At 41.7% G+C, this 25,606-nt stretch carries 34 protein-coding genes, 1 pseudogene and 1 riboswitch; of the genes and pseudogenes, 18 read left to right on the forward strand and 17 right to left on the reverse strand.

Annotated elements, in window-relative coordinates; translation table 11 throughout:
• The first annotated feature begins 480 nt into the window (after positions 1-480).
• A complete protein-coding gene (locus BLR82_RS10280; RefSeq protein ID WP_074598886.1) occupies positions 481-1,782 on the forward strand; it encodes an NCS2 family permease in 1,302 nt (433 codons plus the stop codon).
• A 611-nt stretch (positions 1,783-2,393) separates the two neighbouring features.
• On the opposite strand, the gene BLR82_RS10290 is transcribed toward BLR82_RS10280, so the two are convergent.
• Positions 2,394-3,311, reverse strand: a complete 918-nt coding sequence (locus BLR82_RS10290; RefSeq protein ID WP_074598890.1) for an aldo/keto reductase — start codon at positions 3,309-3,311, stop codon at positions 2,394-2,396.
• Between the two features lie 170 nt (positions 3,312-3,481).
• On the opposite strand from BLR82_RS10290, the gene BLR82_RS10295 reads away from it, so the two are divergent.
• The 15 genes and pseudogenes from BLR82_RS10295 to BLR82_RS10365 all read left to right on the forward strand — a co-directional run bounded on the left by BLR82_RS10295 (position 3,482) and on the right by BLR82_RS10365 (position 14,328).
• The gene (locus tag BLR82_RS10295; RefSeq protein WP_074598892.1) at positions 3,482-3,895 is read left to right on the forward strand and encodes a VOC family protein; all 414 of its coding nucleotides are present in this window, start codon (positions 3,482-3,484) and stop codon (positions 3,893-3,895) included.
• Between the two features lie 20 nt (positions 3,896-3,915).
• Complete coding sequence (locus BLR82_RS10300; RefSeq protein WP_074598894.1) at positions 3,916-4,323, forward strand: general stress protein; 408 nt, start codon at positions 3,916-3,918, stop codon at positions 4,321-4,323.
• 233 nt (positions 4,324-4,556) lie between these two features.
• Positions 4,557-5,066: a DoxX family protein gene (locus BLR82_RS10305; RefSeq protein ID WP_074598896.1), complete on the forward strand. Its 510-nt coding sequence runs from the start codon at positions 4,557-4,559 to the stop codon at positions 5,064-5,066.
• A gap of 163 nt (positions 5,067-5,229) precedes the next feature.
• The gene (locus tag BLR82_RS10310) at positions 5,230-5,436 is read left to right on the forward strand and encodes a hypothetical protein (RefSeq protein ID WP_074598898.1); all 207 of its coding nucleotides are present in this window, start codon (positions 5,230-5,232) and stop codon (positions 5,434-5,436) included.
• Between the two features lie 57 nt (positions 5,437-5,493).
• Entirely contained in the window at positions 5,494-6,108 is a 615-nt protein-coding gene (locus BLR82_RS10315; RefSeq protein WP_074598900.1) for a DedA family protein, read from the forward strand.
• Between the two features lie 20 nt (positions 6,109-6,128).
• Positions 6,129-6,431 carry a hypothetical protein gene (locus tag BLR82_RS10320; protein ID WP_074598902.1) on the forward strand — a complete coding sequence of 101 codons (303 nt, stop codon included), beginning with the start codon at positions 6,129-6,131 and terminating at the stop codon, positions 6,429-6,431.
• Positions 6,424-6,714 carry a hypothetical protein gene (locus BLR82_RS10325; protein WP_074598904.1) on the forward strand — a complete coding sequence of 97 codons (291 nt, stop codon included), beginning with the start codon at positions 6,424-6,426 and terminating at the stop codon, positions 6,712-6,714. Before BLR82_RS10320 ends, BLR82_RS10325 begins: the two co-directional genes overlap by 8 nt.
• 41 nt (positions 6,715-6,755) lie before the next feature.
• A complete protein-coding gene (locus tag BLR82_RS10330) occupies positions 6,756-7,232 on the forward strand; it encodes a hypothetical protein (protein WP_074598906.1) in 477 nt (158 codons plus the stop codon).
• Complete coding sequence (locus tag BLR82_RS10335) at positions 7,216-7,752, forward strand: DUF1572 family protein (protein WP_074598908.1); 537 nt, start codon at positions 7,216-7,218, stop codon at positions 7,750-7,752. The genes BLR82_RS10330 and BLR82_RS10335 overlap by 17 nt, the downstream gene beginning before the upstream one ends.
• A gap of 23 nt (positions 7,753-7,775) precedes the next feature.
• Positions 7,776-8,240: an NUDIX hydrolase gene (locus BLR82_RS10340; protein ID WP_074598910.1), complete on the forward strand. Its 465-nt coding sequence runs from the start codon at positions 7,776-7,778 to the stop codon at positions 8,238-8,240.
• 337 nt (positions 8,241-8,577) lie between these two features.
• Positions 8,578-9,585: a S66 family peptidase gene (locus BLR82_RS10345; RefSeq protein ID WP_074598912.1), complete on the forward strand. Its 1,008-nt coding sequence runs from the start codon at positions 8,578-8,580 to the stop codon at positions 9,583-9,585.
• A gap of 155 nt (positions 9,586-9,740) precedes the next feature.
• Positions 9,741-11,243, forward strand: coding sequence for an MDR family MFS transporter (locus tag BLR82_RS10350; protein WP_074598914.1), 1,503 nt, complete (start codon positions 9,741-9,743; stop codon positions 11,241-11,243).
• Between the two features lie 260 nt (positions 11,244-11,503).
• Positions 11,504-11,954 (forward strand): annotated as a pseudogene (locus tag BLR82_RS10355) (SgcJ/EcaC family oxidoreductase).
• Between the two features lie 17 nt (positions 11,955-11,971).
• Positions 11,972-12,538, forward strand: a complete 567-nt coding sequence (locus BLR82_RS10360) for a GNAT family N-acetyltransferase (protein WP_074599141.1) — start codon at positions 11,972-11,974, stop codon at positions 12,536-12,538.
• A gap of 1,040 nt (positions 12,539-13,578) precedes the next feature.
• On the forward strand, positions 13,579-14,328 hold the full coding sequence (locus BLR82_RS10365; protein ID WP_074598916.1) for a putative immunity/bacteriocin fusion bifunctional protein: 750 nt from the start codon (positions 13,579-13,581) through the stop codon (positions 14,326-14,328).
• Between the two features lie 121 nt (positions 14,329-14,449).
• On the opposite strand, the gene BLR82_RS10370 is transcribed toward BLR82_RS10365, so the two are convergent.
• The 10 genes from BLR82_RS10370 to BLR82_RS10410 form a co-directional block, all read right to left on the reverse strand.
• Complete coding sequence (locus tag BLR82_RS10370; RefSeq protein WP_074598918.1) at positions 14,450-15,061, reverse strand: DUF1700 domain-containing protein; 612 nt, start codon at positions 15,059-15,061, stop codon at positions 14,450-14,452.
• Between the two features lie 4 nt (positions 15,062-15,065).
• Positions 15,066-15,395: a PadR family transcriptional regulator gene (locus tag BLR82_RS10375; protein ID WP_074598920.1), complete on the reverse strand. Its 330-nt coding sequence runs from the start codon at positions 15,393-15,395 to the stop codon at positions 15,066-15,068.
• A 215-nt stretch (positions 15,396-15,610) separates the two neighbouring features.
• Positions 15,611-15,955 carry a nucleotidyltransferase family protein gene (locus BLR82_RS10380; protein WP_074598922.1) on the reverse strand — a complete coding sequence of 115 codons (345 nt, stop codon included), beginning with the start codon at positions 15,953-15,955 and terminating at the stop codon, positions 15,611-15,613.
• Positions 15,956-16,070: 115 nt separating this feature from the next.
• Complete coding sequence (locus BLR82_RS10385; protein ID WP_245693768.1) at positions 16,071-17,141, reverse strand: GGDEF domain-containing protein; 1,071 nt, start codon at positions 17,139-17,141, stop codon at positions 16,071-16,073.
• Positions 17,142-17,294: 153 nt separating this feature from the next.
• Positions 17,295-17,747 (reverse strand): class I SAM-dependent methyltransferase, encoded by a 453-nt coding sequence (locus BLR82_RS21555; RefSeq protein WP_342721470.1) that lies wholly within the window; start codon positions 17,745-17,747, stop codon positions 17,295-17,297.
• On the reverse strand, positions 17,744-17,863 hold the full coding sequence (locus BLR82_RS21560; RefSeq protein ID WP_342721472.1) for a class I SAM-dependent methyltransferase: 120 nt from the start codon (positions 17,861-17,863) through the stop codon (positions 17,744-17,746). The genes BLR82_RS21555 and BLR82_RS21560 overlap by 4 nt, the downstream gene beginning before the upstream one ends.
• 182 nt (positions 17,864-18,045) lie before the next feature.
• Complete coding sequence (locus BLR82_RS10395; RefSeq protein WP_074598924.1) at positions 18,046-18,450, reverse strand: GNAT family N-acetyltransferase; 405 nt, start codon at positions 18,448-18,450, stop codon at positions 18,046-18,048.
• A 73-nt stretch (positions 18,451-18,523) separates the two neighbouring features.
• The gene (locus BLR82_RS10400) at positions 18,524-19,009 is read right to left on the reverse strand and encodes an HIT family protein (RefSeq protein WP_074598925.1); all 486 of its coding nucleotides are present in this window, start codon (positions 19,007-19,009) and stop codon (positions 18,524-18,526) included.
• A gap of 30 nt (positions 19,010-19,039) precedes the next feature.
• Complete coding sequence (locus BLR82_RS10405; protein WP_074598927.1) at positions 19,040-19,714, reverse strand: HAD family hydrolase; 675 nt, start codon at positions 19,712-19,714, stop codon at positions 19,040-19,042.
• Between the two features lie 149 nt (positions 19,715-19,863).
• The gene (locus tag BLR82_RS10410) at positions 19,864-20,505 is read right to left on the reverse strand and encodes an NAD(P)-dependent oxidoreductase (RefSeq protein WP_074598929.1); all 642 of its coding nucleotides are present in this window, start codon (positions 20,503-20,505) and stop codon (positions 19,864-19,866) included.
• 189 nt (positions 20,506-20,694) lie between these two features.
• Between BLR82_RS10410 and BLR82_RS10415 the strand changes: the two genes are divergently transcribed.
• The gene (locus BLR82_RS10415; RefSeq protein ID WP_074598931.1) at positions 20,695-21,129 is read left to right on the forward strand and encodes an Rrf2 family transcriptional regulator; all 435 of its coding nucleotides are present in this window, start codon (positions 20,695-20,697) and stop codon (positions 21,127-21,129) included.
• A 360-nt stretch (positions 21,130-21,489) separates the two neighbouring features.
• On the opposite strand, the gene BLR82_RS21030 is transcribed toward BLR82_RS10415, so the two are convergent.
• Complete coding sequence (locus BLR82_RS21030; RefSeq protein WP_074598933.1) at positions 21,490-21,828, reverse strand: hypothetical protein; 339 nt, start codon at positions 21,826-21,828, stop codon at positions 21,490-21,492.
• Between the two features lie 157 nt (positions 21,829-21,985).
• On the opposite strand from BLR82_RS21030, the gene BLR82_RS10430 reads away from it, so the two are divergent.
• Positions 21,986-22,975, forward strand: a complete 990-nt coding sequence (locus BLR82_RS10430) for a glycoside hydrolase family 43 protein (RefSeq protein WP_074598935.1) — start codon at positions 21,986-21,988, stop codon at positions 22,973-22,975.
• Between the two features lie 66 nt (positions 22,976-23,041).
• On the opposite strand, the gene BLR82_RS10435 is transcribed toward BLR82_RS10430, so the two are convergent.
• From BLR82_RS10435 to BLR82_RS10455, 5 genes are all read right to left on the reverse strand, one after another.
• On the reverse strand, positions 23,042-23,524 hold the full coding sequence (locus BLR82_RS10435) for a DinB family protein (protein WP_074598937.1): 483 nt from the start codon (positions 23,522-23,524) through the stop codon (positions 23,042-23,044).
• A gap of 333 nt (positions 23,525-23,857) precedes the next feature.
• The gene (locus BLR82_RS10440; RefSeq protein ID WP_074598939.1) at positions 23,858-24,172 is read right to left on the reverse strand and encodes a DMT family transporter; all 315 of its coding nucleotides are present in this window, start codon (positions 24,170-24,172) and stop codon (positions 23,858-23,860) included.
• A complete protein-coding gene (locus tag BLR82_RS10445; protein WP_074599146.1) occupies positions 24,172-24,507 on the reverse strand; it encodes a DMT family transporter in 336 nt (111 codons plus the stop codon). Before BLR82_RS10445 ends, BLR82_RS10440 begins: the two co-directional genes overlap by 1 nt.
• 69 nt (positions 24,508-24,576) lie before the next feature.
• A riboswitch (guanidine-I (ykkC/yxkD leader) is annotated at positions 24,577-24,677 on the reverse strand.
• Positions 24,678-24,832: 155 nt separating this feature from the next.
• Positions 24,833-25,066: a helix-turn-helix domain-containing protein gene (locus tag BLR82_RS10450; protein ID WP_074598941.1), complete on the reverse strand. Its 234-nt coding sequence runs from the start codon at positions 25,064-25,066 to the stop codon at positions 24,833-24,835.
• Positions 25,067-25,075: 9 nt separating this feature from the next.
• The gene (locus BLR82_RS10455; protein WP_074598943.1) at positions 25,076-25,549 is read right to left on the reverse strand and encodes a DUF2975 domain-containing protein; all 474 of its coding nucleotides are present in this window, start codon (positions 25,547-25,549) and stop codon (positions 25,076-25,078) included.
• Positions 25,550-25,606 lie beyond the last annotated feature (57 nt).

The raw sequence follows: 25,606 nt of genomic DNA on the forward strand, positions 1-25,606 counted from the left end.
AGCAAACAGATCATCAGCGAAGGTTACTTCCGCAACGTAATATTAGCAATCTCATTTTTCATAGTTTAGTAAGAACTAATTTCATACGTAGTAAAAAACCATTGTTAAAAAGAAAGTCATAGACTCAGAGTTACAATTTACACGGAAGGCTTATTATACTCCACTGTTCCGGTGGATGACAATACCATTTTCAAAATTTAACGGACATTTTTTCTGACCTGACATTCTCTGACAAAATCACTTTAATATCAACTGATGAGAGCGTATTCATATATAGCATATGTGGAGAACATAAGAGGTCATTCATCTGCTTCAACTAAAGGTTGAAGATAAACGGGCCGCTTGTACGGTTTCTCTGTTGCTGGCAAGCTGAGCCATTGGCAATAAGGTAATAATCTGTTACAATGCTGTCTTGTGGCTCCCTGTTTTAAAACAGGACGAGCGGGTAGGGAGAGGGCTAATTTAATAGGATAGACCGCCATGAAACATAATTGGTTTAAGCGACTCTTTGAGCTTGAGCAGAATGAGACGACGGTAAAACGGGAAGTGATGGCAGGATTGATCGGCTTTTTTGCGATTGTCTATATCATTGCCGTCAATTCCCTGATTTTATCGGAGGCGGGAATACCGCTGGAAGCAGCCATTTTAGCAACAATCGCCGCTTCGGTCGCCGGCTGCTTTATCATGGGTTTTTATGCGAACGTGCCGATTTTGCTAGTGCCAGGAATGGGAATCAACGCCTTGTTTTCCTATACCATCGTTCAATCGATGGGCGTCACCTGGCAGGAAGCGTTGGCCGTCGTATTTGTTTCCGGCTTGTTGTTCATGTTCATTGCATTCACCAGGTTTGCGAAAACGTTAAGTGAAGCAATTCCCCAGTCGTTAAAAGAGGCGATAACAGTCGGACTCGGATTGTTTTTGATGCTGATCGGACTGGAAAAAGGCGGGTTGGTCGAAAAAGGAACGAATTCGATTATCATGCTCGGCGAGCTGGGGGACCCCCAGGTACTTGCCACGATTCTGACCTTTTTGATTGCCATCATCCTGTTCATTAGAAATGTTCCGGGTAACTTCCTGATTACGGTAGTTGCCGGCACATTGATTGCATGGATGTTCGGCCTGATCAACGTGCAGGCAGCTGGAGAAACATCTTTCTCCTTCGGGGAATACATGGATGTTTTCGGAGCAATGTCCTTTGCGAACATCTTATCGCTAACTTTTTGGATTGCCGTGTTTTTGATCACCATGGTCCTTGTGTTTGAAAATATCGGACTCACCCATGGACATGTGAACTTTATCAACCGACCGGAAAAGTTTTCCCGCGCATTCCAGGCAAATTCTGTGTCCGCAGCATTGTCCGGCTTGTTCGGCACCAGTCCCACTGTTGCAACCGTGGAAACTGCTGCTGGGATGGCCGCTGGGGGAAGAACGGGATTGACTACCGTAACAACAGGGACACTGTTTTTACTGTCAGCGTTTTTCATTCCAGTCATCAAGCTCATTCCCGACAGCGCAATCGCCCCGATTTTGATGATTATCGGAGGATTGATGCTGGAAAATATCCGTCACCTGAACTTGGAAGACTTAAGCGAAAGCTTCCCAGCCTTTTTCATCATCGCCATGATTCCATTCACTTACAGTATTGCAGATGGAATCGCGGTCGGCTTCATCCTTTATCCGATTTTGAAAATTGCCATCGGAAAAGCGAAGGAAGTCTCTCTGGCCTTGTATGTCATCGCCGGCTTGTTTTTGTTTAACTTCGTCTTTCATGTAATGAGTTGATGGAGACAAAATAGATTAGATAAAATCCCCCTTCAGTTGGAACGGTGAGAAAACCTCCAATCGAAGGGGGATTCTTATTAGAATGGAGCGGGCAGGTTATACAAATGTCCATCGTTAAGTGTCCTGTTTTTTGGTAGTACTTTTAAAAATCGCCGACTACTACTCGTTACTCTAACGAGGTCGACAATAATATACTCATATCCTATCCATCACAATCCCATAAGGGACACATCGTTCTACTTTTTGTTTGAAAACCTTCTATTTCGAAAAATAACTACCAACACGAACAAGAAAAAGGGGATAAAACTGATTAGCCTCCATCCGTTTTCCGCTCCATAAAAATAACAAGCTATTGGGATAGAGCAGATGAAGCTAATCAACAACAAAACCCAGGATTTCTTATAGATTCCGAAAAGGAAAGTAGCAATGGAAACCGCTAAACACGTTTGCCAAAGAAGCATGATTACATTAAACGAGTCCATAAAATGCCCCCTCATAATGTGATATAAGAGAAAAAAAGACCAAATCTCATGTGACTTGGTCTGGGAATTCGCGTGTAATTCGTACATTTCCTCTATAAATGAATCTGTTCCTATCGTTCGGTCTTTGTTTTATGGCAGTTTATTCCCTGCCGCCCGGTAAAGCTCATACCATTCTTCTCTTGTCAGCTCAACGTCTGATGCTTTGGCGATTCCGGCAAGACGCTGTACATTCATCGTTCCGACAACAGGCTGGATGTTAGCTGGATGTCGTAAAATCCAGGCAATTGCGATAGCAGAGTCGGTTACCCCTTTTTTCTCAGCCAGTTCTTGAAGTTTCGCATTCAAATCAGGAAACTTGTCATTCCCGACAAACACTCCCTCGAACATTCCAAATTGGAATGGTGACCATGCTTGGATCGTCATCTCATTCAACCGGCTGTAATCCAGAATACTGCTGTCCCTGACAACCGCCGGGTCGTGCTGCATGTTCACATTTAGGCCGGCATCAATCATTGGGGTGAACATAAGACTTAGTTGCAACTGGTTGATGATCAAATCATCTTGCAAGTATTTTTTCAGCAGTTCGATTTGCATCGGATTTTGGTTGCTGACACCGAAATGACGGACCTTTCCGCTTTCTTTTAGCTTGGCAAAGGCCTCAGCCACTTCCTCCGCCTCCATCAACGCATCCGGCCGGTGGAGCAGCAGAATATCAATATAATCTGTATCCAGGCGTTCTAGACTACCATCTACCGAGTCAAGGATATGCTGCTTGGAAAAATCAAAAAATCCGTTCCTGATACCACACTTCGTTTGAATCACGATATCCTTACGGTTGATGGACGTCTCCTTCAAAGCACCGGCAAAGACTTCTTCCGATTTACCGCCGCCGTATATATCGGCATGGTCAAATAAATCCACTCCATGCTCCACTGCATTTTCAATGACATTGGCAGCATCCTGACTGGACAGCTTGTCCATCCGCATGCACCCAAGCGAAACCTCTCCTGTATGTAAGTCACTTGTTCCCAATTTGATCTTCTTCACTGCGCCACCCCTTTTCTTATATTACTATTATTCTATCATGTAGCAGAAAAGAAGTCGTAGTGATTACTCCCCAGCCGCCTTCTCCCCTTACTTATTTAAGACAGTTGTTATTTTTTGCAGAAAGAGGGAAAACGATTATCAACAAGTATCCCCCTCAGGAGGTAGTAGTCATGATCAAAGGAATCGGTCATTTGGCCCTAACTGTGGAAGACATGGAACTTTCGCTCGACTTTTATTGTGGTACTCTTCAATTCCAGCATGTATTCGGGATTAAGGATGATAATGGAAATCCGTGGATCGAGTATATTAAGGTTGGCACAGGACAATTTATCGAACTGTTTTATGGCGGGGATAACCGACCAGAAGCAGATGCAAACCGGATAGGCTTCCACCATTTATGTTTGGAAGTGACTGATATCGAAAAAACAGCCAACCAACTAAAAGAAAAGGGAATCAAACTGGATAGCGAGCCAAAGCGCGGCAAAGACGACAACTATCAATGTTGGGTTTCCGACCCGGACGGCAATTGGATAGAATTCATGGAAATAAGCAATGCGTCCCCACACTGGGCATGGTACGACTAAAAATAAGGAGGGTGTATCGCATGGAGGAATATCACAAACTGGAGGCCTTCCCTACAGAAGATGCAGCTTTTGAAAGAATAAAAGAAATCAAAGCGAACGGAATACCAGAATATCATATTTGGGTTGTTTCCCAACAAAAAGAAGACGCCGGTATGTTGAACGAACTGGCCAATATTCAATATAAAACCGTACAAGGAGCCACCAGGGAAAAATTCGCTTCCCTTTTTTCGGATAAAGCTGTCGAAGAAAAGGTACTGGACAAATTCAACATTAGCCCAGAAGAAAAAGAACAATACATTGACCGGTTGAATGAAGGGCAGCTTCTCGTATATATCGAAGATCCCGATTTAGAAGATAGCGTTTCTTATCTGTCCGCCCAACCAACTTTGTTTGATATTAATCAGAAGAGTAATGAAAAAAAGGCTTAGATAGGGAGTAACGACGGTTTCTCCCTCCGTCTTAGGGTTAATGTGAACAATTTCACAATTTAGCCATATCTTTTTGACTATAATGTGAAATTGTTCACAAAAGTCTTTGCTTCTCTCCAAACCATGATAAGATATAAGTGTAATAAGAAATAAACAAGATCTTGTAAAAAGTAATGTGAAATGTTGAGCAAAATTTATAGCCCTTATCTTATTTAAAAAAGGAGTGTTCTACTATGCTAGAACTATTGAGAAAAAACAATCTTGTCGCTGGTCTGTTAGCTGTCATCCGGATTTACCTTGGTTACCAATTCCTTCACGCAGGTATTGAAAAATTAACAGGCGGTGGATTTGACGCCAGCGGATTCCTGCAAGGGGCCATTGCTTCTGCAACAGGTGAACATCCAGCCGTCCAAGGATGGTGGGCAACATTCCTTGAACACGTCGCACTGCCAAATGCAACGCTCTTCTCTTTCCTTGTCATGTGGGGTGAAGTACTAGTCGGTATCGCCTTGATTCTTGGATTATTGACCAACTTTGCAACCTTGATGGGCATGGTCATGAACTTCGCATTCCTGTTCAGTGGAACCGTCAGCACCAACGGCCAAATGATTTTGCTTGCCATCTTCGTCATCGTAGCAGGAGCCAATGCTGGTAAATATGGCTTGGACAGATGGGCCATGCCTTACCTGCGCAACCACACACCGATTAAGAAAAACCATAAAAAAGAAACCGCAACGGTTTAAACGAATGAACTGACCCGGCCAATCCTATCAGACCAAATCACCAGGTGATTTGGTCTTTTTTTATGGGGATTTTCTTTCCTCCTGTGAAAATCAATTGTAATTTTATGTTAAAATCAGATCAATAGCTCGAAAATTAAAATTTTAGAAAAGGAGACAGTCCATCGTGCGGAAGGAAAATGATTATCAAGCGATGCAATGGTTCGGTTATATCATTGTACTGTTGTCACTGCTAGCAGATCGTTCAATCAGTGGATTCGGACAAGGACCTGTATGGGGTATCTCTTACTTTGCTTGCATAGGAATTATTATACTAGGGGCAACCATTACATTTGTCTCCTCTTATAAAGCAAAAAAATCACAGAAAATATAAAGATGGGAAAACAGGAGTGATCATACTTGTCGTTTTCTGATAGATAAGGAGAAACGTATGGAGAACTGGCTTATAGATATCGTAGATAAATTTGGTTACATGGGAATCATGTTTTTAATTGCGTGCGAAAACATTTTTCCCCCTATTCCTTCAGAAATAATTCTTTCTTTTGGCGGATTTTTAACGACCACTTCCGACTTAACCAAAACAGGTGTCGTCCTCTCCGCCACAGCAGGCTCTGTCCTTGGAGCGATCGTTCTTTATATAATCGGCCTCCAGCTAGACGTTTCCCGTTTAGAAAAGATAGTAAATCGGTGGGGGCACCTTCTCCGTCTGAAAACATCCGATTTGCATAAAGCAGATTCATGGTTTGATAAATACGGACCTTGGACCGTTTTCTTCTGCCGCTTTGTTCCGCTGGTAAGGAGTCTGATTTCCATACCGGCTGGCATGTCCAACATGAATACGGCGGTATTTTTGCTGCTAACAACCGCAGGCACTTTGATTTGGAATGTCGTACTGGTATATGTCGGGGCGTCCCTCGGAGCTTCTTGGCAAGAAATCGCACACTCGATGGAGGCCTACGCCCGTGTTGTTTATCTAGTACTGATTGTCCTGGTTATCCTGCTGGCTATTCTCTTCTTCCGTAAGAGAAAACGCCATGGAAAGTGAATAAAGGAGGTAACATTCGAATGGCAATTTTCACAGGTTATCTTATCGCCCTACTGGCAGCTGCCATCGCTTATCAATTTAGTGAAGGCAAACCGAAAAAGAAGAAATACAAGATTTGGGGATTTACGATTATGCTGGTTATTTCCCCATCGTTAGCTTTTGGATTGGGATTGACGTATGCAGTACTCGTAAAAAGTGGCTGGGCCGCAATGATCATGTTCTATCTATTCCCATTGTTTTTTCTGATCGGCCTTTTTGTTTTACTAGCGGGGATTCGTAAGAAGAAAGATGCAAATTCACGAAAGGATTCTATACATGAATAAACCCTATAGTAAATGGTCTGCCATTCTGGCCATCATTGGTGCAGCAGCTATTTTTGCGTCGTATGCCATAGCCCCTGAACAGCCCGAAGGTATGTTGGTCGTCCTGATCCAAGTATTATTTTTCACCGCAATTATCACCGGGATTCTCAGTCTGGTTTTCAGCTTTGTCGGATTTAGAAAAAATGAACCCGGCTATTTGAAATATATCGCCCCTATTATCGTTTGTTTGGTTATTTTGACGTTTCTTATATCGTTTGCGATTATGGTCGTCAGCTTTTTCTAAGAATTGCTATTTTTTTAAAACGAAAGGAAGTATAACGGTTGATGGCTAACGAGGATCCATTAATAACTGAGACCAATCGGGTGAAACAAAAATTCAAATGGGGATGTCTGATTTGGCTGGGGATTTTCGGGGCTGGCACCCTTGTTCTAGCCATTCTTTTTATAGGCCCTGAGACTCTTTTTGGTTACTCCTATCTTTTTGCACTGCTGGTTCGCATCGTCTTGACGATGTATTTACCCTGGTTGACACTGCCTGCAGCAGTAATTAGTCTAATCCTTCACAAAAATGCCAAAAGCTCCATCACTGCGATAGGCGTCTGCATTTTGCTCGAAGTATTGGAGCACTACGTTCAAAGCGGTCGTGGGCCAGGTGCACGGGGACATCTCCTATTGTCTTTACAGGACGGTATGATTTGGGATTATTTATGGGTGATTGGCTATCTATATCTCGTCTATTGGTGGATAATAGTTGTTAAAAGGAAAAAGAAAAGGGAGGAAAACAATGAATCTTGGAGATGAATACTTAAACATTATTATTCTACGTTTCCAAAGCATTAAAAGTCTTGGAGAAAAAACGATGAATCAACTCTCAGAGAAGGATATTCACTGGACCTACAATCCTGAAACCAATAACGTCGCCGTTCTCGTCAAGCATCTGAGCGGGAATATGGTTTCGAGATGGACGGACTTTTTAAATTCCGACGGCGAAAAACAGGATAGAAACCGGGACGGCGAATTTGAGGATACCGTTTCATCGAAATCAGAACTCCTGGAGATATGGGAGCGCGGTTGGAAAACTTTATTTGATGCATTAAAAGGCTTAACAGAATCCGATTTATTGAAAACCGTTCATATCCGTGGAGAGGGTCTCTTAGTTATCGATGCGATTGAAAGACAGCTGGCGCACTATGCTTCCCATATCGGCCAAATGGTCTATATTGGCAAGCTGGTAAAAGATTCGGACTGGGAAAATCTCAGCATTCCAAAAGGAAAATCCCAGGAATACTTGCAGCAAAAGCTTGATCAGAAGAAAGACTAAACCATTGGAAATGGGGATTAGAGATGGATGCAACCTTTCAAGTCGAACATGCAGTATTTAACTATCGTGCTGCAGCTGTATTAATTAAAAAAGATCATGTCCTGTTGCACAGGCAAGTGAATGAAAGCCATTGGGCACTACCAGGCGGTAGAGTGGAAGTTCTTGAGGATTCCCAAACAACAGTGCAACGGGAACTCAAAGAAGAACTCGGCTGGGACATAGGAGTACGTAACTTACTATGGGTGACAGAAAACTTTTTCAAATATAATGAGCAGGATTTCCATGAAATCGGGATGTATTATCATGTTACACCGCCAGATTCCATAAAAGTTGAGATCGATACTTTTTATGGGGAAGAAGGCAATAGACTTATCTATCAATGGGTTCCACTGGAGGAACTAAAAAATGTGAATTTGGTTCCAGGGTTTCTAAAAAACTCGCTTTTAAAAATCCCGTTGGCTACTATTGAGCATATAGTAATCAAATAAACTTTTGACAATTTCCGGGGAAATAATTTAAAAAAGACAAAGACGGACAGAGGGAATAAAAAACACCCTGACTGGCTCCCTCGCCTAGTTTCAACCGGTGTTATAATGGTTCCTGTAACGAGCTTATATCGGCCGAAGATTTAAAAGAAAGGTATTCCGACAATCTTTTTGTATGGCTCGCCATCTCTTTCTTGTAATCGTCTGGTTTGTCGGACCCATTCTCTCTTTCTCTAAAAGACCGGCTATAAATCGTCTTAACGAACAGCGCCTTACTTATCATCTTTTTATCGTAATGATTACTTTCGGAATTTTATTTTAATGGAAAGGAGCCTGCTATATGGTCAAACCAATACGGTTAAAAAAGGGAGATAAGATAGGAATCATCACTCCATCTTCCCCTGCACCTGTTTATTTCAAACAACGTTATCAAAGAGGTCTGGGACAATTACAGAAACTTGGTTACCAGGTGGTAGAAGGAAAGTGTTCTTCTCATCAGCAGGCTTACCGTTCCGGAACGATAAAAGACAGAGCAGAGGAAATCAATGCATTTTTTTATGATGACGAAATTAAAGCGATCATCAGTACGATAGGTGGTACCAACTCGAACTCTTTATTGCCTTATCTCGATTACACCCTTTTGAAGGATAATCCGAAAATTGTAATGGGATATAGCGACGTAACAGCACTGTTGTTAGGCATTTATGCTAAAACTGGACTGGTCACGTTTTATGGGCCCGCGATTGTCCCTTCCTTCGGCGAGTATCCTGAAATGCTTCCAAAAGGATTAGAATTTTTTCAAGATGTGGCCGCCATGCAAAAATCCGCCCCGTATACGCTGGAAATTCCTGATGAATGGACGGATGAAATGCTCGATTGGCATAAGCAAACCCGAGCTAAAAAGATGTATAAAAACAACGGGTGGACGTGTTTGCGGGAAGGCAAAGCCACCGGAAAATTAATTGGCGGCAACTTAAATACTATGTCAGGTTTTCTGAATACCGAATATTTTCCTGACCTGCAGGGCTCCATCCTCTTTATCGAAGATTCCTTTAAAGATATGGCAATCGAAGAAAGACTGTTCAGCATGTTAAATGTTTCTGGTATCTTTGATAAAATTAGTGGATTAATCGTTGGAAAACACGAACAGTTTGATGATTTAAACGCTCCGTTTACATTACACGAATTGTTGCTGGAAGTGATAGGTGACAGGGATATCCCCATCCTGACAAATGTAGACGTCGGGCATACTTTCCCGTCTCACGTTTTCCCAATCGGGATAGAGGCAGAATTGGATGCTGTTCACAGGAAAATAACCTTTTGGGAAAATGGTGTCGCAGAGCTCTAAATGACAATGAACAGCAATAGAGCTAACCACTCGCTGTCGTCGAGTGGTTTTTTTGTTTGTGATTCGTCCTGTGCCCTTACAGCGTGCTCTTTGCAATTATCTGCTAATCCGATTACATTTAAAGAGATAACTATATTCGAAAGAAGGCCACAGTCATGTCGGAATTTGCGCAAACTGCCTCGGCTAGTAAAACGAAACGGCCGCTCGTACTAGCAGCTTTAGTGATCTCCATGTTCATGGCTGCAATCGAGGGAACGATCGTCGCGACGGCGATGCCCAACATCGTCGGAGACCTTGGCGGTTTTTCTGTTTACAGTTGGGTTTTTTCTGCTTTTCTATTAATGCAGGCGGTCACTACACTTATATACGGAAAACTATCAGACTTGTTCGGAAGAAAACCGATATTTCTCATTGGAGTCGTCATATTTTTGACGGGTTCCCTGTTATGCGGACTTGCCACGACGATGACGATGCTTGTCGTGTTCCGGGTGGTACAAGGTCTCGGCGCCGGTGCGGTCCAGCCCATCGTCACGACCATTGTGGGAGATATGTACACTGTCGAAGAACGTTCCAAAATCCAGGGCTATTTGGCCAGCGTTTGGGGGATTTCTTCCGTTGTCGGTCCGCTGCTGGGAGGCTTTATTGTTCGTTTTTCAGACTGGGCATGGATTTTTTGGATGAACATTCCGTTGGGGATTATCGGGATGATCGGTGTTATTATATTTTTCCATGAGGATGTAACCAAGGAAAAGAAATCAATCGACTACCTTGGCTCGAGCTTGTTTTTCATTGCCATTTCTGCTTTGATTGTTGTCCTTGTTCAAGGCGGGGCAGCCTGGGCCTGGACTTCGCCACAGATACTTACGTTGATTGGCGTCTTTATCATCGGTGCCCTTCTGTTTATCTGGCAGGAAACAAAAGCAACAGCGCCAATGATGCCATTGGGAATTTGGAATAACAAACTGATCACCATCGCCAATTTGGCAACCCTGACATCCGGAATGATGATGATCGGGTTATCCAGTTTTCTTCCAACATATGTACAAGCAGTGATGGGCTATTCTGCCATCGTTGCCGGGTTTACATTATGCACCATGTCAATCGGCTGGCCGATTTCCGCAACCATCGCCGGCCATTTAGTATTGAAAATCGGCTTCAGGCCGACTGCGATTTTGGGAGGAATCGCTCTTGGCATCGGCGGCCTGTTGTTTGTGTTCCTCGATCCAGACAAAGGGCCTGTATATGCAGGGATCAGTTCATTTGTAGTCGGTGTCGGCATGGGGCTGTCCAGCACTACCTTTATTGTTTCGATTCAAGGCAGTGTCGACTGGAAAACCCGCGGTGTAGCAACCTCTTTGAACATGTTCATGCGTATCATTGGAAGTGCACTAGGTGCAGCAGTCCTCGGTGGTGTCCTCAACATGCGGATGAATCAATTGATGCAGGACAGCGTTGGGGCCGGCTCTGATATCATCGATAGCAGCTCTACCAACGCACTGCTGGACGAAACCATGCGCAGCCGTCTTCCGGAAAACGCCCTGGTCCAGCTGCAGGACTCCCTGTCCACAGCATTGCACGCCGTCTATATCGGCCTGTTCGCCATCGGACTCATCACATTCGCCCTGACCCTCTTCTTCCCCAAGATAGAGCGGAAATAAAGTAGAATAAGGGGACAGTCCCCATTCACGTATGGGGACACACCTTGGCTGGTGTTGGGGACTGGCCCTATAATTGGGAGGCCCGTCCTATTGGGATTTCCGTTTACCCTAACCAGATTTGAGCTCGGTTTAGGGACTGACCCCATAGCCATTTAGGGTCAGTCCCCTTTATTCAGTTCCCACTATGCCATCTCCTCATTGTCGACTTTAGGGAGGAATTATGGCAATGTATGATATAACAATTATTTGGAGGTATTGGTATGAGCGAAGGAACGATAATCATCGAAGCAATGTACAAACAGTTGATCAATGCATGGAACGACAGAAACGCATCAGGAATGGCTGAATTATTTCATCCGCTCGGAGAATTAATTGGCTTTGATGGCAGTCTGGCGGTAGGAACTCAGGGTATATCGGATCATTTAACCCCTATATTCAGAGATCATCCTACTCCTCCTTATATATAAAGTAAAGTCCGTACGGCATCTCGACGATAACACAGCGATGCTTAGAGCAATAGCCGGGATGATTCCTCCTGAAGAACAAACCATCAACCCGGACCTCAACGCTCACCAAACATTAATAGCTTCTAAACAGGGGACCGACTGGAAAATCGCACTCTTCCAAAACACCCCTGCCCAATTTCATGGCAGGCCTGAATTGGTCGATGAAATGACGAATGAGTTAAAAGGGCTAATCTTAAGTCTCTAAAGAAGGAAGTGTTTCTTATCGTACAAATTACAGGAGACAAAGTCATCCTTAAAGAGCCTGATCAACAAGCAATCGATGAACTTTATTACTGGAAATATGAAGAGGCAGAACAGGCTGCAAAAAAGTGGAATGGGCCGTACATTCCCGAAGAAAGGGTCAGTAAACAAGAATACGACGTGAGCTGGCGACGGGAAGAGCCGATTGCTCCTGGCGTTCCTGCCTCATTGATCATTTACGTCGAAAATCAGCTGATTGGTTACGTAGGTGCCTATTGGGTTGATAAAAACACAAATTGGCTGGAAACCGGAATTGTCATATATGACAAAGATTATTGGAACGGCGGTTACGGCACCGAAGCCTATAAACGCTGGATTGACTTCTTGTTCCAACAAACCGACTTGCATAGACTCGGTATGTCCACTTGGTCAGGAAATGTCCGCATGATCAAAGTGGCTGAAAAAATCGGCATGAAGGAAGAAGCGAGGATAAGAGACGCTCGAATAGTAGACAATAAGTATTATGATGCCATTAAAATGGGGATGCTGCGAAGTGAATGGAAAAAAAGCAAAATTAACACCATGTAAATGCGAATAGATTTGGAAACATGCAAAAAACACGCTTGATTTGGTCAAGCGTGTTTTGCAATAATCCGGCTATTCGTTTTTCCCCGCAATTCTGGATAACCAGAAGGATGCTTTGCTTTATGAAAACGTCCATCGACTTTCCATTAACTCAACAACATCCAAGTGATATTTATACAGTCGCAGTCCCGCTAGCCGCAGAAATAAGAAATATCTGCTAAACCTTTCACTTTGAACATTTGTCCCTAAATTTTTAGAAAAGAGGATGAATATAATAAACGTTGACACTTATAGGAAATAATTTCCGAATAACTTGAGAGGTATGTTCTCGAGTGATCATTTGCGAAAAGAAACAAAAGAGACAGGATTTACAATATGTAGGTCTACGAGCGAAATGACATACTGATAGTTTTATAGGTGGCAAATATATTAGTGTGAAACAAATTCCTGAGATGACTGATTCCGGTTCATCAAATCAGTTTCTACTACTAATTCTTAATATAAACGTTCTCGTAGTGTGTAAGAGGTCTTTAGTAGACGGGAGACCGGCATAAGAAGGTGTGCAGAGTAGCGACTTATCCATATTACGTACGGTATTCCCCCCACCATCCCAGACTCGATTGTATGAAGGTAAGTTCTGCATTGTTAATGATAGACTAGTGATTGCTATATAACATTATCTTTTTTAGAATTCATTACCGGTACTTTACAAGAACAGCGGTTTTTCGGCTCTAACACCGCCATCCACCCTTTGAACCTTTAAAACTTAAGTATTAATTAAAAGTCTATAAATACGATAAAATTCATAATAAATTGATGAAACAGTGGTTTAGATTTGGTTCTTTAAAACCTAAAGGGAATTCCTGTTTGTTTTCATTTGATTTACTTTTCCACCAATTTTTTGAAAAAAGTAATTTAAATTATTTTTTCAGAATGTTACAATTTATTTATAATTTATATGGAAGGAGGCGTAAAATTTATAGTTAAGGTTTCAGTTTTCTGATTGACTTTTTATCTCTAAAATTACAGAAAGGGTGCTTGTAATGAGAAAAACATTCAAAAATCTATCTAATAGCAGAAGTTTAAAACTTTTTATGCTACTTAGTATGGTATTTATGTTACTATCCAGTAGTCCCTTATCCGCAGTTGCTTCCACTTCTGATGCAGATAATGATTGTGGCTGTAATGGTGATGAAATTAATGAAGAGGGACTTTCTCAAATCGAAGGTGAAGAAAAAATTGAAACTCTTAGCGCTATAGAGACAGACTCTGTTTTTGAAAATAACGTTGATCATGACTCTATTAATGCTGATAAAAGTAAGGTAATAAATTTAGGTGAAAGTGAATATGCAAATGGAGAGGTTCTCCAAGTTACTAGCTTATTTGAGAACTCTATGGAAGAAATTGATTATGATTTGATAACTGTATTCGTTGAAAAAGACAGTAAAAAAGTTTTGAAATTAAGTTATTTTGAAGTTGATGCTGACACAGTTGATTATAAAGACTTTGATGAGACTGGACAGCTTATGATTCATAAAGAGTTTAGTTATGAAGATTTTAGTGAAGGAAACTTAGAGAACGGAACAACTCATTATAGTGTATATGAGGGAGTAACTACTTTTGATGTTGACAAAGACAGTTTCTGGTACAAATTTGCTTGTAGCTTCTCTGGTCAAATAGCTTGTATGTCTGGATGTGTAGCATCATTTGCTGCTGGACCTGGTGCTGGTAGTGCACTATTCACTGTATGTTCGTCAGCTTGTAGTACTGTTTGGAGTGCAGGATTATGTTAATATAAGCAAAACTATACTAAAATACTAAGGAACAAGAGACAAACAGTTACAGGATAAGTTAAGGTCCTGTAACTGTTTGTCTTTTTAAAGTAATACATTTTGAAACCTAACTGACCTTGCGTCAGTTCATTTGGCATTTCCGTTTAGCTCTTTTAATCACTAAATAATAAATTAAGAGAGTTAACCAATATATTAATATATAGAATATTGAAAAATTAACTATTCCATTGTTTTCATTAAAAGATATCCATAGAAAAAGTAAAGACATAGGGAAATACAAGGACAATAAGATTTTTGGAGCAGTTTTCAAAAAAAACAGATTAAAAGTGTCTCTTTTACTAAATAAAAGAAGTGCAACTAAGCCACAAATTACTTGGGGAATCCCTAATGTTATCCAAGCTAATTCTAACTCTTTTTCCAGAATAGGTACGGATAAAACTCCTAGTCCAAGTATTCCTATATTTAAAAGAAAAAATGAAATAGTGGGTTTTTGCTGGATTTTAGTTTCATCGTATTCATCTAAGTACTCTTTGGAAAGGGACTTAGGTGACTGGAATTCACTTAACACTTTGTTAACAGCCACATCATAACTATATCCATCTTTTTTTAATGCATTTATTTTATCTTCTAAATGAACTTCAATCTCCTTTAGAATATTTTTTCTTTCTTCTTCCGGCAATACATTTAGATTATATGATAATTTATTTAAATATTCATTTATAGATGAACACAAACAACTACACCCCCTTTAATGATTTTATTATATTTGATGACTCGTTTAATATTTTTATTCGATTTTCAAGAAGTTCTTCGCCTTTGTCTGTAAGTTGATAAAACTTCCGGCGTGGACCTGTTTCTGGATTATCCCAGAAAGAGTATGACCAATTATTATTTTCTAATCTTTTAAGTATGGGATATATTGAACCCTCTGACAAACTTAGATACGTAGTGTCTTTCAATGTGGATGTTATCTCATAACCATATAGGGGTTTTTTTTTAATCAGTAGCATTATAATTAATTCTATGACCCCTTTTTTAAATTGTAGTTGCCATTTATCATTCTCCATTGTTAGTTCCCTCCCCCCTTAATACTTATTATATATCGAAAAAATATATATAGCAATACCATATATGTTTTTCTGACTTATGTGTGTTAATACAATTGTAGTTGTTAATATAAAGTGGCTCTTACAGATTTTTGTGACGCTTCTTCGTTTGGAGGAGTTGGGTTCTGCTAATCCTGCAGAAGTAATTGATTTGATTGAGTAGCTTGCTACTTTATCTACAAAAAGAAACTTTTCGTATTCCGGGGATGGCCGTTTCCGATTTTGTTCATCATCCAGGTTCGGGCATCCAGGATGTTTTGCTTTAAAGAGTCCTTGGCTTCCGCTAACTCAACGACTTCTATATAATAAGGAATCCTACTATTTTCAAGAGTATCAGGCAATCTTTGCTTAAGAGCAGGGGAAATAGGACGCTCGGCGTCAATAGCGATATCAATATCAGAACTCTGCTTTTGCTGCATTCTTGCCCATGATTCAAATAAATATACTGTCACATCATGATGTGGCATCGTCTTTTCCACAACACGCTTCAGTTCATTCAATGTTCGTTCGTGTGAGTTCACTCACATCACACCTTTCCCCCTTTTCCTTTAGTATATTACACCATCCCTCATCCAAACTGTTGGACGGAATAGGGGGACAGTCCCCAATAAGTAAAAGGGACTGTCCCTCTCTTTCTCATTGGGACACATATACTCGGTTACGGCCGTTCCTTTTCGCTTGATAAAGTGCTTTGTCCGCATCGTCAATTAAATCAGCTGCGCGTTTGGTTGTTTCATCAATATTGGCAATCCCTATGGATACGGTGATATTTATTTGAGCACCGGAATTTAGAATAAAGGTGAAATCCTCGACATTCTTACGGATCAGTTCACTAATTTCGATTGCCTGGTTAAGTCCGCAATCCCGTAAAATTGCAGTGAACTCTTCCCCTCCATTCCAGCTGACGATATCAAACGATCTAGTCGAGCTCTTTAAAATGCTGGCTAACTCTTTTAAGACAATATCCCCTTCTGCCTGGCCATACGTGTCATTTATCTTCTTGAAATAGTCAATATCGATATATAGGAGTGAAATCTTTTCATTTGTTCTTTCCTGGTTGAACAATAACTGATTGAATACCTCATCAAACTTCCTGAAATTATTCAGCCCTGTCAAACCATCGGTGGCTGATTCTGCTTTATATTGATTGAATAGTTCTTGGCTCCGTCTTAAATATTCGATAATAGAAAACGAGATGAACCCTGCTAAGTAGGATACCCCCCAATAAATCGGTATCAAATGAAGCAACAGCTTTATATCATTTAACAGATAGAAGACAAGGACAGTAAAGACGAGATTAGAAAATGTGACCATCCAGAATATCTTTTTCTTTTTTGAGAGTTGCTTGCTGGAAATCAATAAAGAGGCAGCAGAAATAAATGTCACCAGGAATATAGCCGCAAAAGAGGAAGTATTAAATCCGAAGAGAAAACGGCCTAAGATTATCAGCAATCCTGCTGACAACGTGGGCAAAAGACCTCCATAGTAAGCCATAATGAGAATGGGAATATGACGTAAATCAATGATCGTGTTGCCGATGTTCATGCTGTATTGCATCAATATATTACTCAACAGTCCAGCAAATAAGCCTGTAATAATTTTTCTCGTTCGACTCGAGCTCCGGCTCAGCGGAGAAGTACTTGTCACTTGCGTATAAAAAAATAGCAGAGAAGACAAAATCGCTAAGTCGGAGAGCAGTTCCTTCATAATAATCACGTGCATCACCTATGTAAAAATAGCATACATTTCCCCAAATAGAAACAAGAATGTTAACAATTTCACAGAGGGACTGACCCCAAGCGGGTGTGGGGTCAGTCCCTAATAGGGTCTCTTACTGTTTGGGGACTGTCCCCGGGGAATTCACTTGACTGCTTTCCAAATTGTCCAGCGGTCTTTTTCGATTATGGGCTGATTGGATGGCAAGGATTGATCCACGTAGTTAACAAGTTGCTTTAACTCCTGATTATTGAGTTCATGCAAAATACTTCTCCCCGTTCTATTACGCAAATCATCCAGCAGCTGGTGTTTCGTGTCGAACTCTTGTCTTGTTTCCCACAACTTTACTTCTTCAATAGAATGAAATCCAGCATCAATTAGGCTGCTTGTGACTGCCTGGGTTGAGTGACGCCGCTTCCTCTCTATATCCTGCAACCGTGGGAATAGTTCAAACAAATACCCTCTGACATGATATTCACTGCCTATTTGAAAACAATCTTCTGGTGTTCGATCTTGGACAACGAAATAGCCATTTGGCTCTAGAATACGATAAGCCTCTTGAAAACAAGCATCCAAATCCGTTAAATGATGGATCAAGGCCCTTCAAGCACCAAATCACATTGTTCGCTATGTAATTCAGTTCGCAAAGCGTCCCCCTTTCGAAAAGCAACATTCGAATACTCTCTACAATTTTCCTTTGCACCTTCCAACATGGCTTCTGAGTAGTCAACTCCGATGACGAAATTCGTCCCCGAATATCCACTGCTAGTGAAACACTTTCAATAGGTACAAGACTCTCCATCGTTTTACTCCAAGAAGTATCAGCATGTCTCGAGGTATAAGCATGTCGGTTACTACTGTCATGAAAATCAATCCCCATCTCCCTCATCCTCCCCTAAATATCCTTAAAAAATTCAGTTATTTCTGGTTTGTTACCAGCCTGTTTATAATTCATCCTTTGATAAAAGACTTTCGTTCCACTCCAGGCTTTATTTGTTTCCAGCACAATTTTTTGATAATCAAGGAGTTTAGCCCTTTTCTCCAGGAAAGTGACCATTTCTCTGCCAAATCCTTTATTCCTGAATTTATCCAAAACCGATATTCTGACGATTCTGCCAATCCTTGTTTCCTCTTCGACTAATCCACCAGTACATACAATTAACCCTCGATATATACCAGTAAACAGGGTTCTGTCATTTCCTTGGTAATAATCCAATGGAAACAATAAGTCTTCATTGAGTCCGTGATCGACATGTCCAAAATAATCATACAATCCTTCAAGGATAACTTGCTTGGCCATGAACTGGGTTCTGGGTTTGCAGATTTATAGGAACTATTTTAAGATCACTTGTTTTCATCCACTGTTCCCCCTTTCAGCCATTCAATTCATGTTTCAAAGCTTTGATCGCTTCCATAGCCTCCGCTCTGTTCTCTTCATTGTTCCGCTCATTACGAGCGTATAGGAGGACCGGTCTGACCGACTCGATCGAGCGGCCGAATGCCTCCATCCATGAATAACGCGGAACCATCCATGTGTGGAAATGATGGGTAGTATCTTCATTGTAAAAATAATACACAAAGTCAATTCCAAGTATGTCTCTCTGTGCTTTACGAATCCTTGCAAGCAGGTCAATATAATCCAACCGCTCCTTTTCCGTCAGTTCATCCATGCCCTTGAAATGCCGCTTGGAAGCGAGGATGACTAACCCTTTGATTGGATAGGCGACATCCTGGTGGGCATGGAAAAATTCTGTTTCGGCAATTACGCCCCCGTCTGGTTCAATTGCTCCACTGGTCAAGGCGCAGCTGAGACATTCCACTTCGACTGTCTTTCCGTTCGATAATGTAACGGTTCGCATTGCACGTTTCCCCTTTTATGAGAATATGTATTACATTGATTCTGGCAGCTTACCCAAAGAAGGGATGATTGTTGTCAGTTCCGCCAATCCGTCAATGACAGTATCTGCTTGTGCAAGTTCTTCCTCCCGGGCAAAATCAAAATTGCAGCCGATAGACACCAAGCCATTTTGCTTAGCAGCTCTGATATCGGATAGCCTGTCACCAACCACAGCTCCATCCTCTATCCGATATTTATCGACAATCTGTTTGACTAAGTCTCCCTTATTCAACGAGTCTATTTGTTGAATACTGTATGTCTCCGTCACCCAGCGATCAAGCTGGTAAAATTCTATGATAGCGTTAAGATACTCTTTTAAACCGTTGCTTGCTATGTAAATGCTGCAGCCCTTTTCCACCAATTGATGAAACACTTCCCCGACGTCTGGATATAGGGCTCCCTTGCCGTTTTTGATGTTCCTTATCAATTGACTAAGAAAGAAAGCATCTGTTTGTTCCCTGATAGGCTCTGGGTGATTAGGCAATAAAGTCCTCCATACTTCTGGAAGCGGCACTCCCATAATGCTACGATACTTTTCAAGTGGTGTTTCCCCGGTCCATAATGTCCTGTTCCGTAAATCTTGAAAAGTCTCTTCCAATGAAAGGGCCAAAATTCTATCCGTTTGAAATAGCGTACCATCCATATCGAAAATAACATGTTTAATCATCATTCCCCCTCCTCACTCCCATTATTATAACATGTTCACCCCATCACAGAGGGACTGACCCCAACCGGGGGATGGGGTCAGTCCCCAAATAAAAAAGGGACAGTCCCCCATTCATACTCCGGGGTCTGTCCCTTTTTTGGTGGTTCTGTTTACTCTGGGTTGGAGACGACGGTGAAGCGTTCGTTTGGATGTACTGGGTTTTCTATTTCATCCAGTACAGCAATCGCAAAGTCAGGGTAGCTGACGTAGCTGTCGCCATTTGCATTTTGAATGACCTGGTCTTTTCCTTTTTGGTAAGTACCAGTACGCTTTCCGTCCGGGTCAAAGAATGCTGCCGGGCTTAAATAAGTCCATTGAATACTGCTGGTGCTCTCTAAATCTTCAAGATTCCGGCCTGCATTTTTAGCTGTTGGCAAATAAGCGGCAGGAAAATCAGGTGTATCGAATAAGCGAGTCGTTTTCTCTTCGTCCACAAACAAGCTTCCAGCTCCTCCTACAACGAAAAGTTTCGTATCCGGAGCACCTTTTGCTGCCTCGATCAGAACTCTTCCCGCTTCCACATGAAGGTGCTCCTCACCCGGAGACGCGTTGAATGCATTGACTACCACATCAAATGGCTTGAAGTCATCTGCTGTTAAATCAAAAATGTTTTTCTCGAGGACGGAAACCTCCGAATTGCTGATTTTTGCAGCATTTCTCACAATCGCCGTTACCTCGTGCCCTCTGTCCAGCGCCTCCTTTAAAATAAGACCGCCTGTCTTACCGCTTGCGCCAATAATACCGATTTTCATGCGAATCCCTCCTGAACTATTAAATAAAACATGTAATACAGCTGGTTACATGTAATCATTTTAGTTACACGTTCCACATAAGTCAACTGAAAGGGTTTCTTCGCATGATTGGGTGCTTTGCGGTATAATCTACTTGTAATCAATTTAATTACATGAGTGATTTGTATTATTCAAGGTAGGTGACGAGAAATGTCCATCAGCAGCCGCTTTGCTGTAGGTGTCCATATATTAGCACTGCTGGAAGTCAATAAAGGGGAAGCAAACTCCTCCGAATTTATTGCGGCCAGTGTCAATACCAATCCCGCTGTTATCCGGAAAATCATCGGCATGTTAAAAAAAGCTGGACTGGTCAACGTCCGTCCAGGAATTGCCGGCGCACAACCGGCAAAGAATCTTTCGGAAATCACCCTGCACGATGTTTATAAAGCTGTCCAGGTTGTACAGGAAAAAGAACTTTTCAGTGTTCATGACCAACCGAACCCTGATTGTACGGTGGGCAGAAACATCCAGGATACGATTACACCGATGTTTTCGGCAGCCGAACAAGCCATGGAAAAAGCCCTGGACAATGTGACCATTTCTGATGTGGTGGACGATATTTTGCGGAAGGAAGCTGTGCAATAAAAATCTCCAACGAAGCGTATCTCCATTTTTGGTTGGATACGCTTCGTTTTCTACTGCCGAAGTGCGAACACCATCACCGAAACCCCCGATCAAACATATGCCCGCCTCCAGCCAATCATAGAGATTCGATGTTTTTCTGTCGATACCCCATTCCCATAAAAAAGAAAGAACAAAAAAACGCCTCCATAAGCAGCGATACCCTTCCTAATATTCGGAAATTTTGAAAGGTCGCATGACTCTATACAAAGACACCTCAGTAGTAAGGCTTCCCTTCTCTCAACCATAACCAGATCAAATACCCTCGATTTCTGCTATACCGGCTTATATAAATGAAAAAAACCATGAAAATTTGCGAGCAAATCAAATAGAAAAGTTGACGGAAAGCAATACAATAGTATAACCAATCAACAGAAGGAAAAAGGAGATACTGATCGTGCAAAACTGAAAATATAATGTCCACTGATAAACACTTCGCTGCCCTTTATTATCATCCATTGCCTTTGCAGCCATCAGATTAATATAGATTAACCCTGCAGAAAATAACAGGACGGAAACTAAAGGAAATAGAATGGGAGCAACAAGTGTCAGTTCACCGCTTATGTAATAAAATGGTATTCCTAACCAAAAGGATATAAAAAGGCCATCAAAGTAATCACCGCTATTACCAAAAATATATTTTCCTTCGCTACTTTCAACCAAATGAACAATGGTCTTTCCATCCTGTCACCTCCCGCATACTCTTATCTAACTAAAAGTCTTCCACTCAATTAATAAAGTTAGTTTATTCAATGTACAAAGTGACAAAATTCCGTTATACTACTAGTGAAAGCATTTACATTTGATGGAGGGATAAAGTATGACGGAAAACGTTAAACCCAATCAACCTTTGGTAACGCATATTTTTACTGCAGATCCTTCTGCACACGTTTTTGAGGGAAAGGTATATATTTATCCTTCACACGATTTGGATCATAACGAACCTTCCAACGATAATGGCGATCAATATAAAATGAAGGATTACCATGTATTGTCTTTGGAAGATATGAACAGCCCGTGTGTAGATCACGGCCAAGCGCTTCACGTAGATGACATCCCATGGGCAAGTCGGCAGCTTTGGGCGCCAGACGCGGCTTATAAAAACAACACCTATTACTTGTTTTTCCCCGCCAGAGATCACGACGGCATCTTCCGCATCGGTGTTGCGACAAGTGCCAATCCTGCAGGACCATTCAAAGCCGAGGAAAACTACATACCTGGAAGCTTCAGCATCGACCCCGCTGTTTTTGTTGATGACGACGACAAAGCGTATGTCTATTTCGGCGGGCTTTGGGGAGGACAGTTGGAAAAATGGCAGACCGGTACATTCAAGCCGGATGCTGAGGGTCCCGATCCATCCGAACCAGCATTGGGACCAATCGTCGCAGAATTAAGCGACGATATGCTTACCTTTAGACAGGAGCCAAAAGAAATTTCCATCGTGGACGAAAATGGCAATCCTATTCTCGCACGTGATGAAGACCGCAGGTATTTCGAAGGTCCGTGGGTTCATAAATACAATGGACTTTACTACCTTTCTTACTCAACCGGAACGACCCACAAAATCGTATATGCTGTAAGCGAAAATCCCGAGGGACCATTCGAATTCAAAGGTACAATCCTAAAACCGGTCACTGGATGGACAACCCACCATTCGATTGTACAGTTCCGGGATAAATGGTATTTGTTTTACCATGATTGTTCGTTGTCTGATGGCGTAGACCATAAGCGCTCCGTTAAGTTTACAGAATTGAAATACAACGAGGATGGAACGATTCAAACAATTGATCCTTATGGTGATCAAGTATAGAAAGCAGCCGGCTTCTTCAAAGGAGCCGGTTATTTTTTGCCTTCTCTTATTCAAAGATGTTCAACGTCAGTCAGTAAACAGCCCTCTTCTGATCAAGTTCGCAGTAACAGGTTGCCTTCCTAATTCTCTCGACCAAACAGACAACTGGCCTATATGGTGTATTTCATGGGCAATGACATGGCGCATAATCTCACCATGCGTAAAGCTTACTGTTTTCCCGTCGACATCCGTTTCCGAAAAAAGACGGGCCTCCATTTCGTTTGTCCAATTAGCTACGAATGGTTCGACTTCCCTGTGAAGTTTTTCTGAAAGCTCTCTAACTTTATTTAAACTGTTATACTTCTCAAAGGATAGATTTTTCTGCTCCCGATCGCCTCTTAAATCTAAAATAATCCAGCTGTGCTCGACCTCTATGATATGGAATAACGTGTATAAGATACTCCCAACGCCTCCAACTCGTTTTTTCAACAACTCTTCTTCTGGAACATTTTCACACCAATTAAACCAGTCATCACGAACTTGCCAGTTGTATTGGAATAATTTTTCCATAGCGAGGCCTCCCTAACATCCATTCGGATGAGTTTTCTAATCGAGAATAATTTTTATAACTGCTTTGTAACATCTTGGAAAGCAACACATATTGCACTAATCCTTCAGTTTTCTAACTGTTTTTTCGAATCCAATCAATCTTACTTTGTAAAACCTACTCCCCCCCTTTAATTCTTCATAAAGGGAGGTCAATCCTGCTGCCTTTCGGGGTATCTCCAGCAGAGTTGATCTTCTTTTGCAGTTAATTGATCTACTTCGCGAGTCATTTGATCATCTTCGATCGTAAGTTGATCATCTTTCAACTACTTTCTCTCTCAGTTAAACCACCTTCCGTCAAGACACCAACTTCAACCCTATCACAGCACCCAAAATCATAATGATGAACAAGACCCGCTTCCAGTGTTTTGATTCTCCATATAAAACCATTCCAGTTATCGCACCACCTGCCGCGCCTATCCCTGTCCAGATAGCATAAGCGGTTCCCATCGGCAAAGCTTGCAAAGCATAAGCAAGGAAGAGAAAGCTTCCGGCAAACCCAACTATCAGCAAGGCAAATGGCTGCCAGCTATGATCTTTGTGCAATTTATTGATCATGGTGACGCCAAACATTTCAAACAGTCCTGCTACTACCAGTGCTATCCATGCCATCAAGCTTCCTCTCCTTTCTGTTCATCTTCTACCAACTTCAAACCAATGACGCCTGCTAACAGAACGGCGATTAACAAAATCTTTTCCAGTTTAAACGGTTCGCCAAAAAAGACGATATCGGATAACACAGTCCCGACAGTACCAAGACCGACAAAGACGGCATAAGCGCTGCCAACCGGAAGCTTCTCCCCTGATTTCACTAGCAGATAAAAACTAATGACGATCGCTAAAACAGTCCCTGCCCAAGTCCAAAGATTATCAGCGTGCTTCAAGCCAACCACCCAGCATACTTCAAAAAATGCCGCTATGATTACCTTCATCCATTCTTGATTCAATACGATTCCTCCTAGTTGCGTGTTCCCTTCCCAATACAAAAAAGCCCGGAAGATAACTGAATTGACAGTACCTCCCGGGCTTTTATCCCTCCGTGTCACAGCAAGGATGCTGTGTGTTTTCTCTCGGACCATGCCGGCAAACATGCCGCGGAACCCTAGAAAACAAAATAACTATAATGTTGCACTCATTTTACCAGACTTGTTCCATAAAAACAAAATAGCAGGGATGATACATCCTCCCCACACTTTAATTGTCATCACGTGTACTCCAGTATCGGATTAGCTAGCAAAAAGGCCCGATTCCAGTCCCAAAAAAATGTGGAAACTACAGTTTTTCTTCAGTATGGTCTCCTTCTTCCTCTATATACTCCAAAATATCTCCAGGCTGGCAATCCAGGGCTCTGCAAATCCCTTCCAACGTGGAAAAACGGACTGCTTTTGCCTTTCCATTCTTCAGGATGGAAAGATTCGCCATGGTAATGCCCACTTTTTCGGAAAGTTCTGTGACGCTCATTTTCCGTTTAGCCAGCATCACATCGATGCGAATGACAATCGCCATCTTTTCACCTCAAATCGTCAATTCGTTTTCTTTTTTAATTTTGAGCGCACTTGCCAACAATTCTTGTAATACGGCAGAGAAAACAGATATAACGAGTGAAGCAAAAACGATCAGTAACCCTATCAATGCAACACCTGGATGTAATGCCTTTTGGGTAATAAGAAAAAGCATTCCAGCTATGTAAATGCATCCAATGATGATACCACAACCTTTGATCCGCTTCAGGGCAAGAACGGCTCGCTGGGAAAAGGCCTGTTTATGTTCGATGTAACGCAAAAGTTTCCATGCCTGATATAAAGCGATAAAAAACGGAATAACCGGGATATAAATTCCGATTAAGACAGGATATCTAAGATAAGCATACTCCGGATTCATTTCTGCCGCTTCTTTTGCCACTGTGGGTACCCAAAGACATAATGCAATAATGATCAATCCAATGACGATGACTGCCACTTTTAAAAAGATGGTCGTTCCTTTTTTCATACAGCACCTCAATTGTTTGGTATGCCTTTATATTAATACGTTGTTTATCGATTATCA

Source organism: Sediminibacillus halophilus (assembly GCF_900103695.1).
GTDB classification, from domain to species: Bacteria; Bacillota; Bacilli; order Bacillales; family Amphibacillaceae; genus Sediminibacillus; species Sediminibacillus halophilus.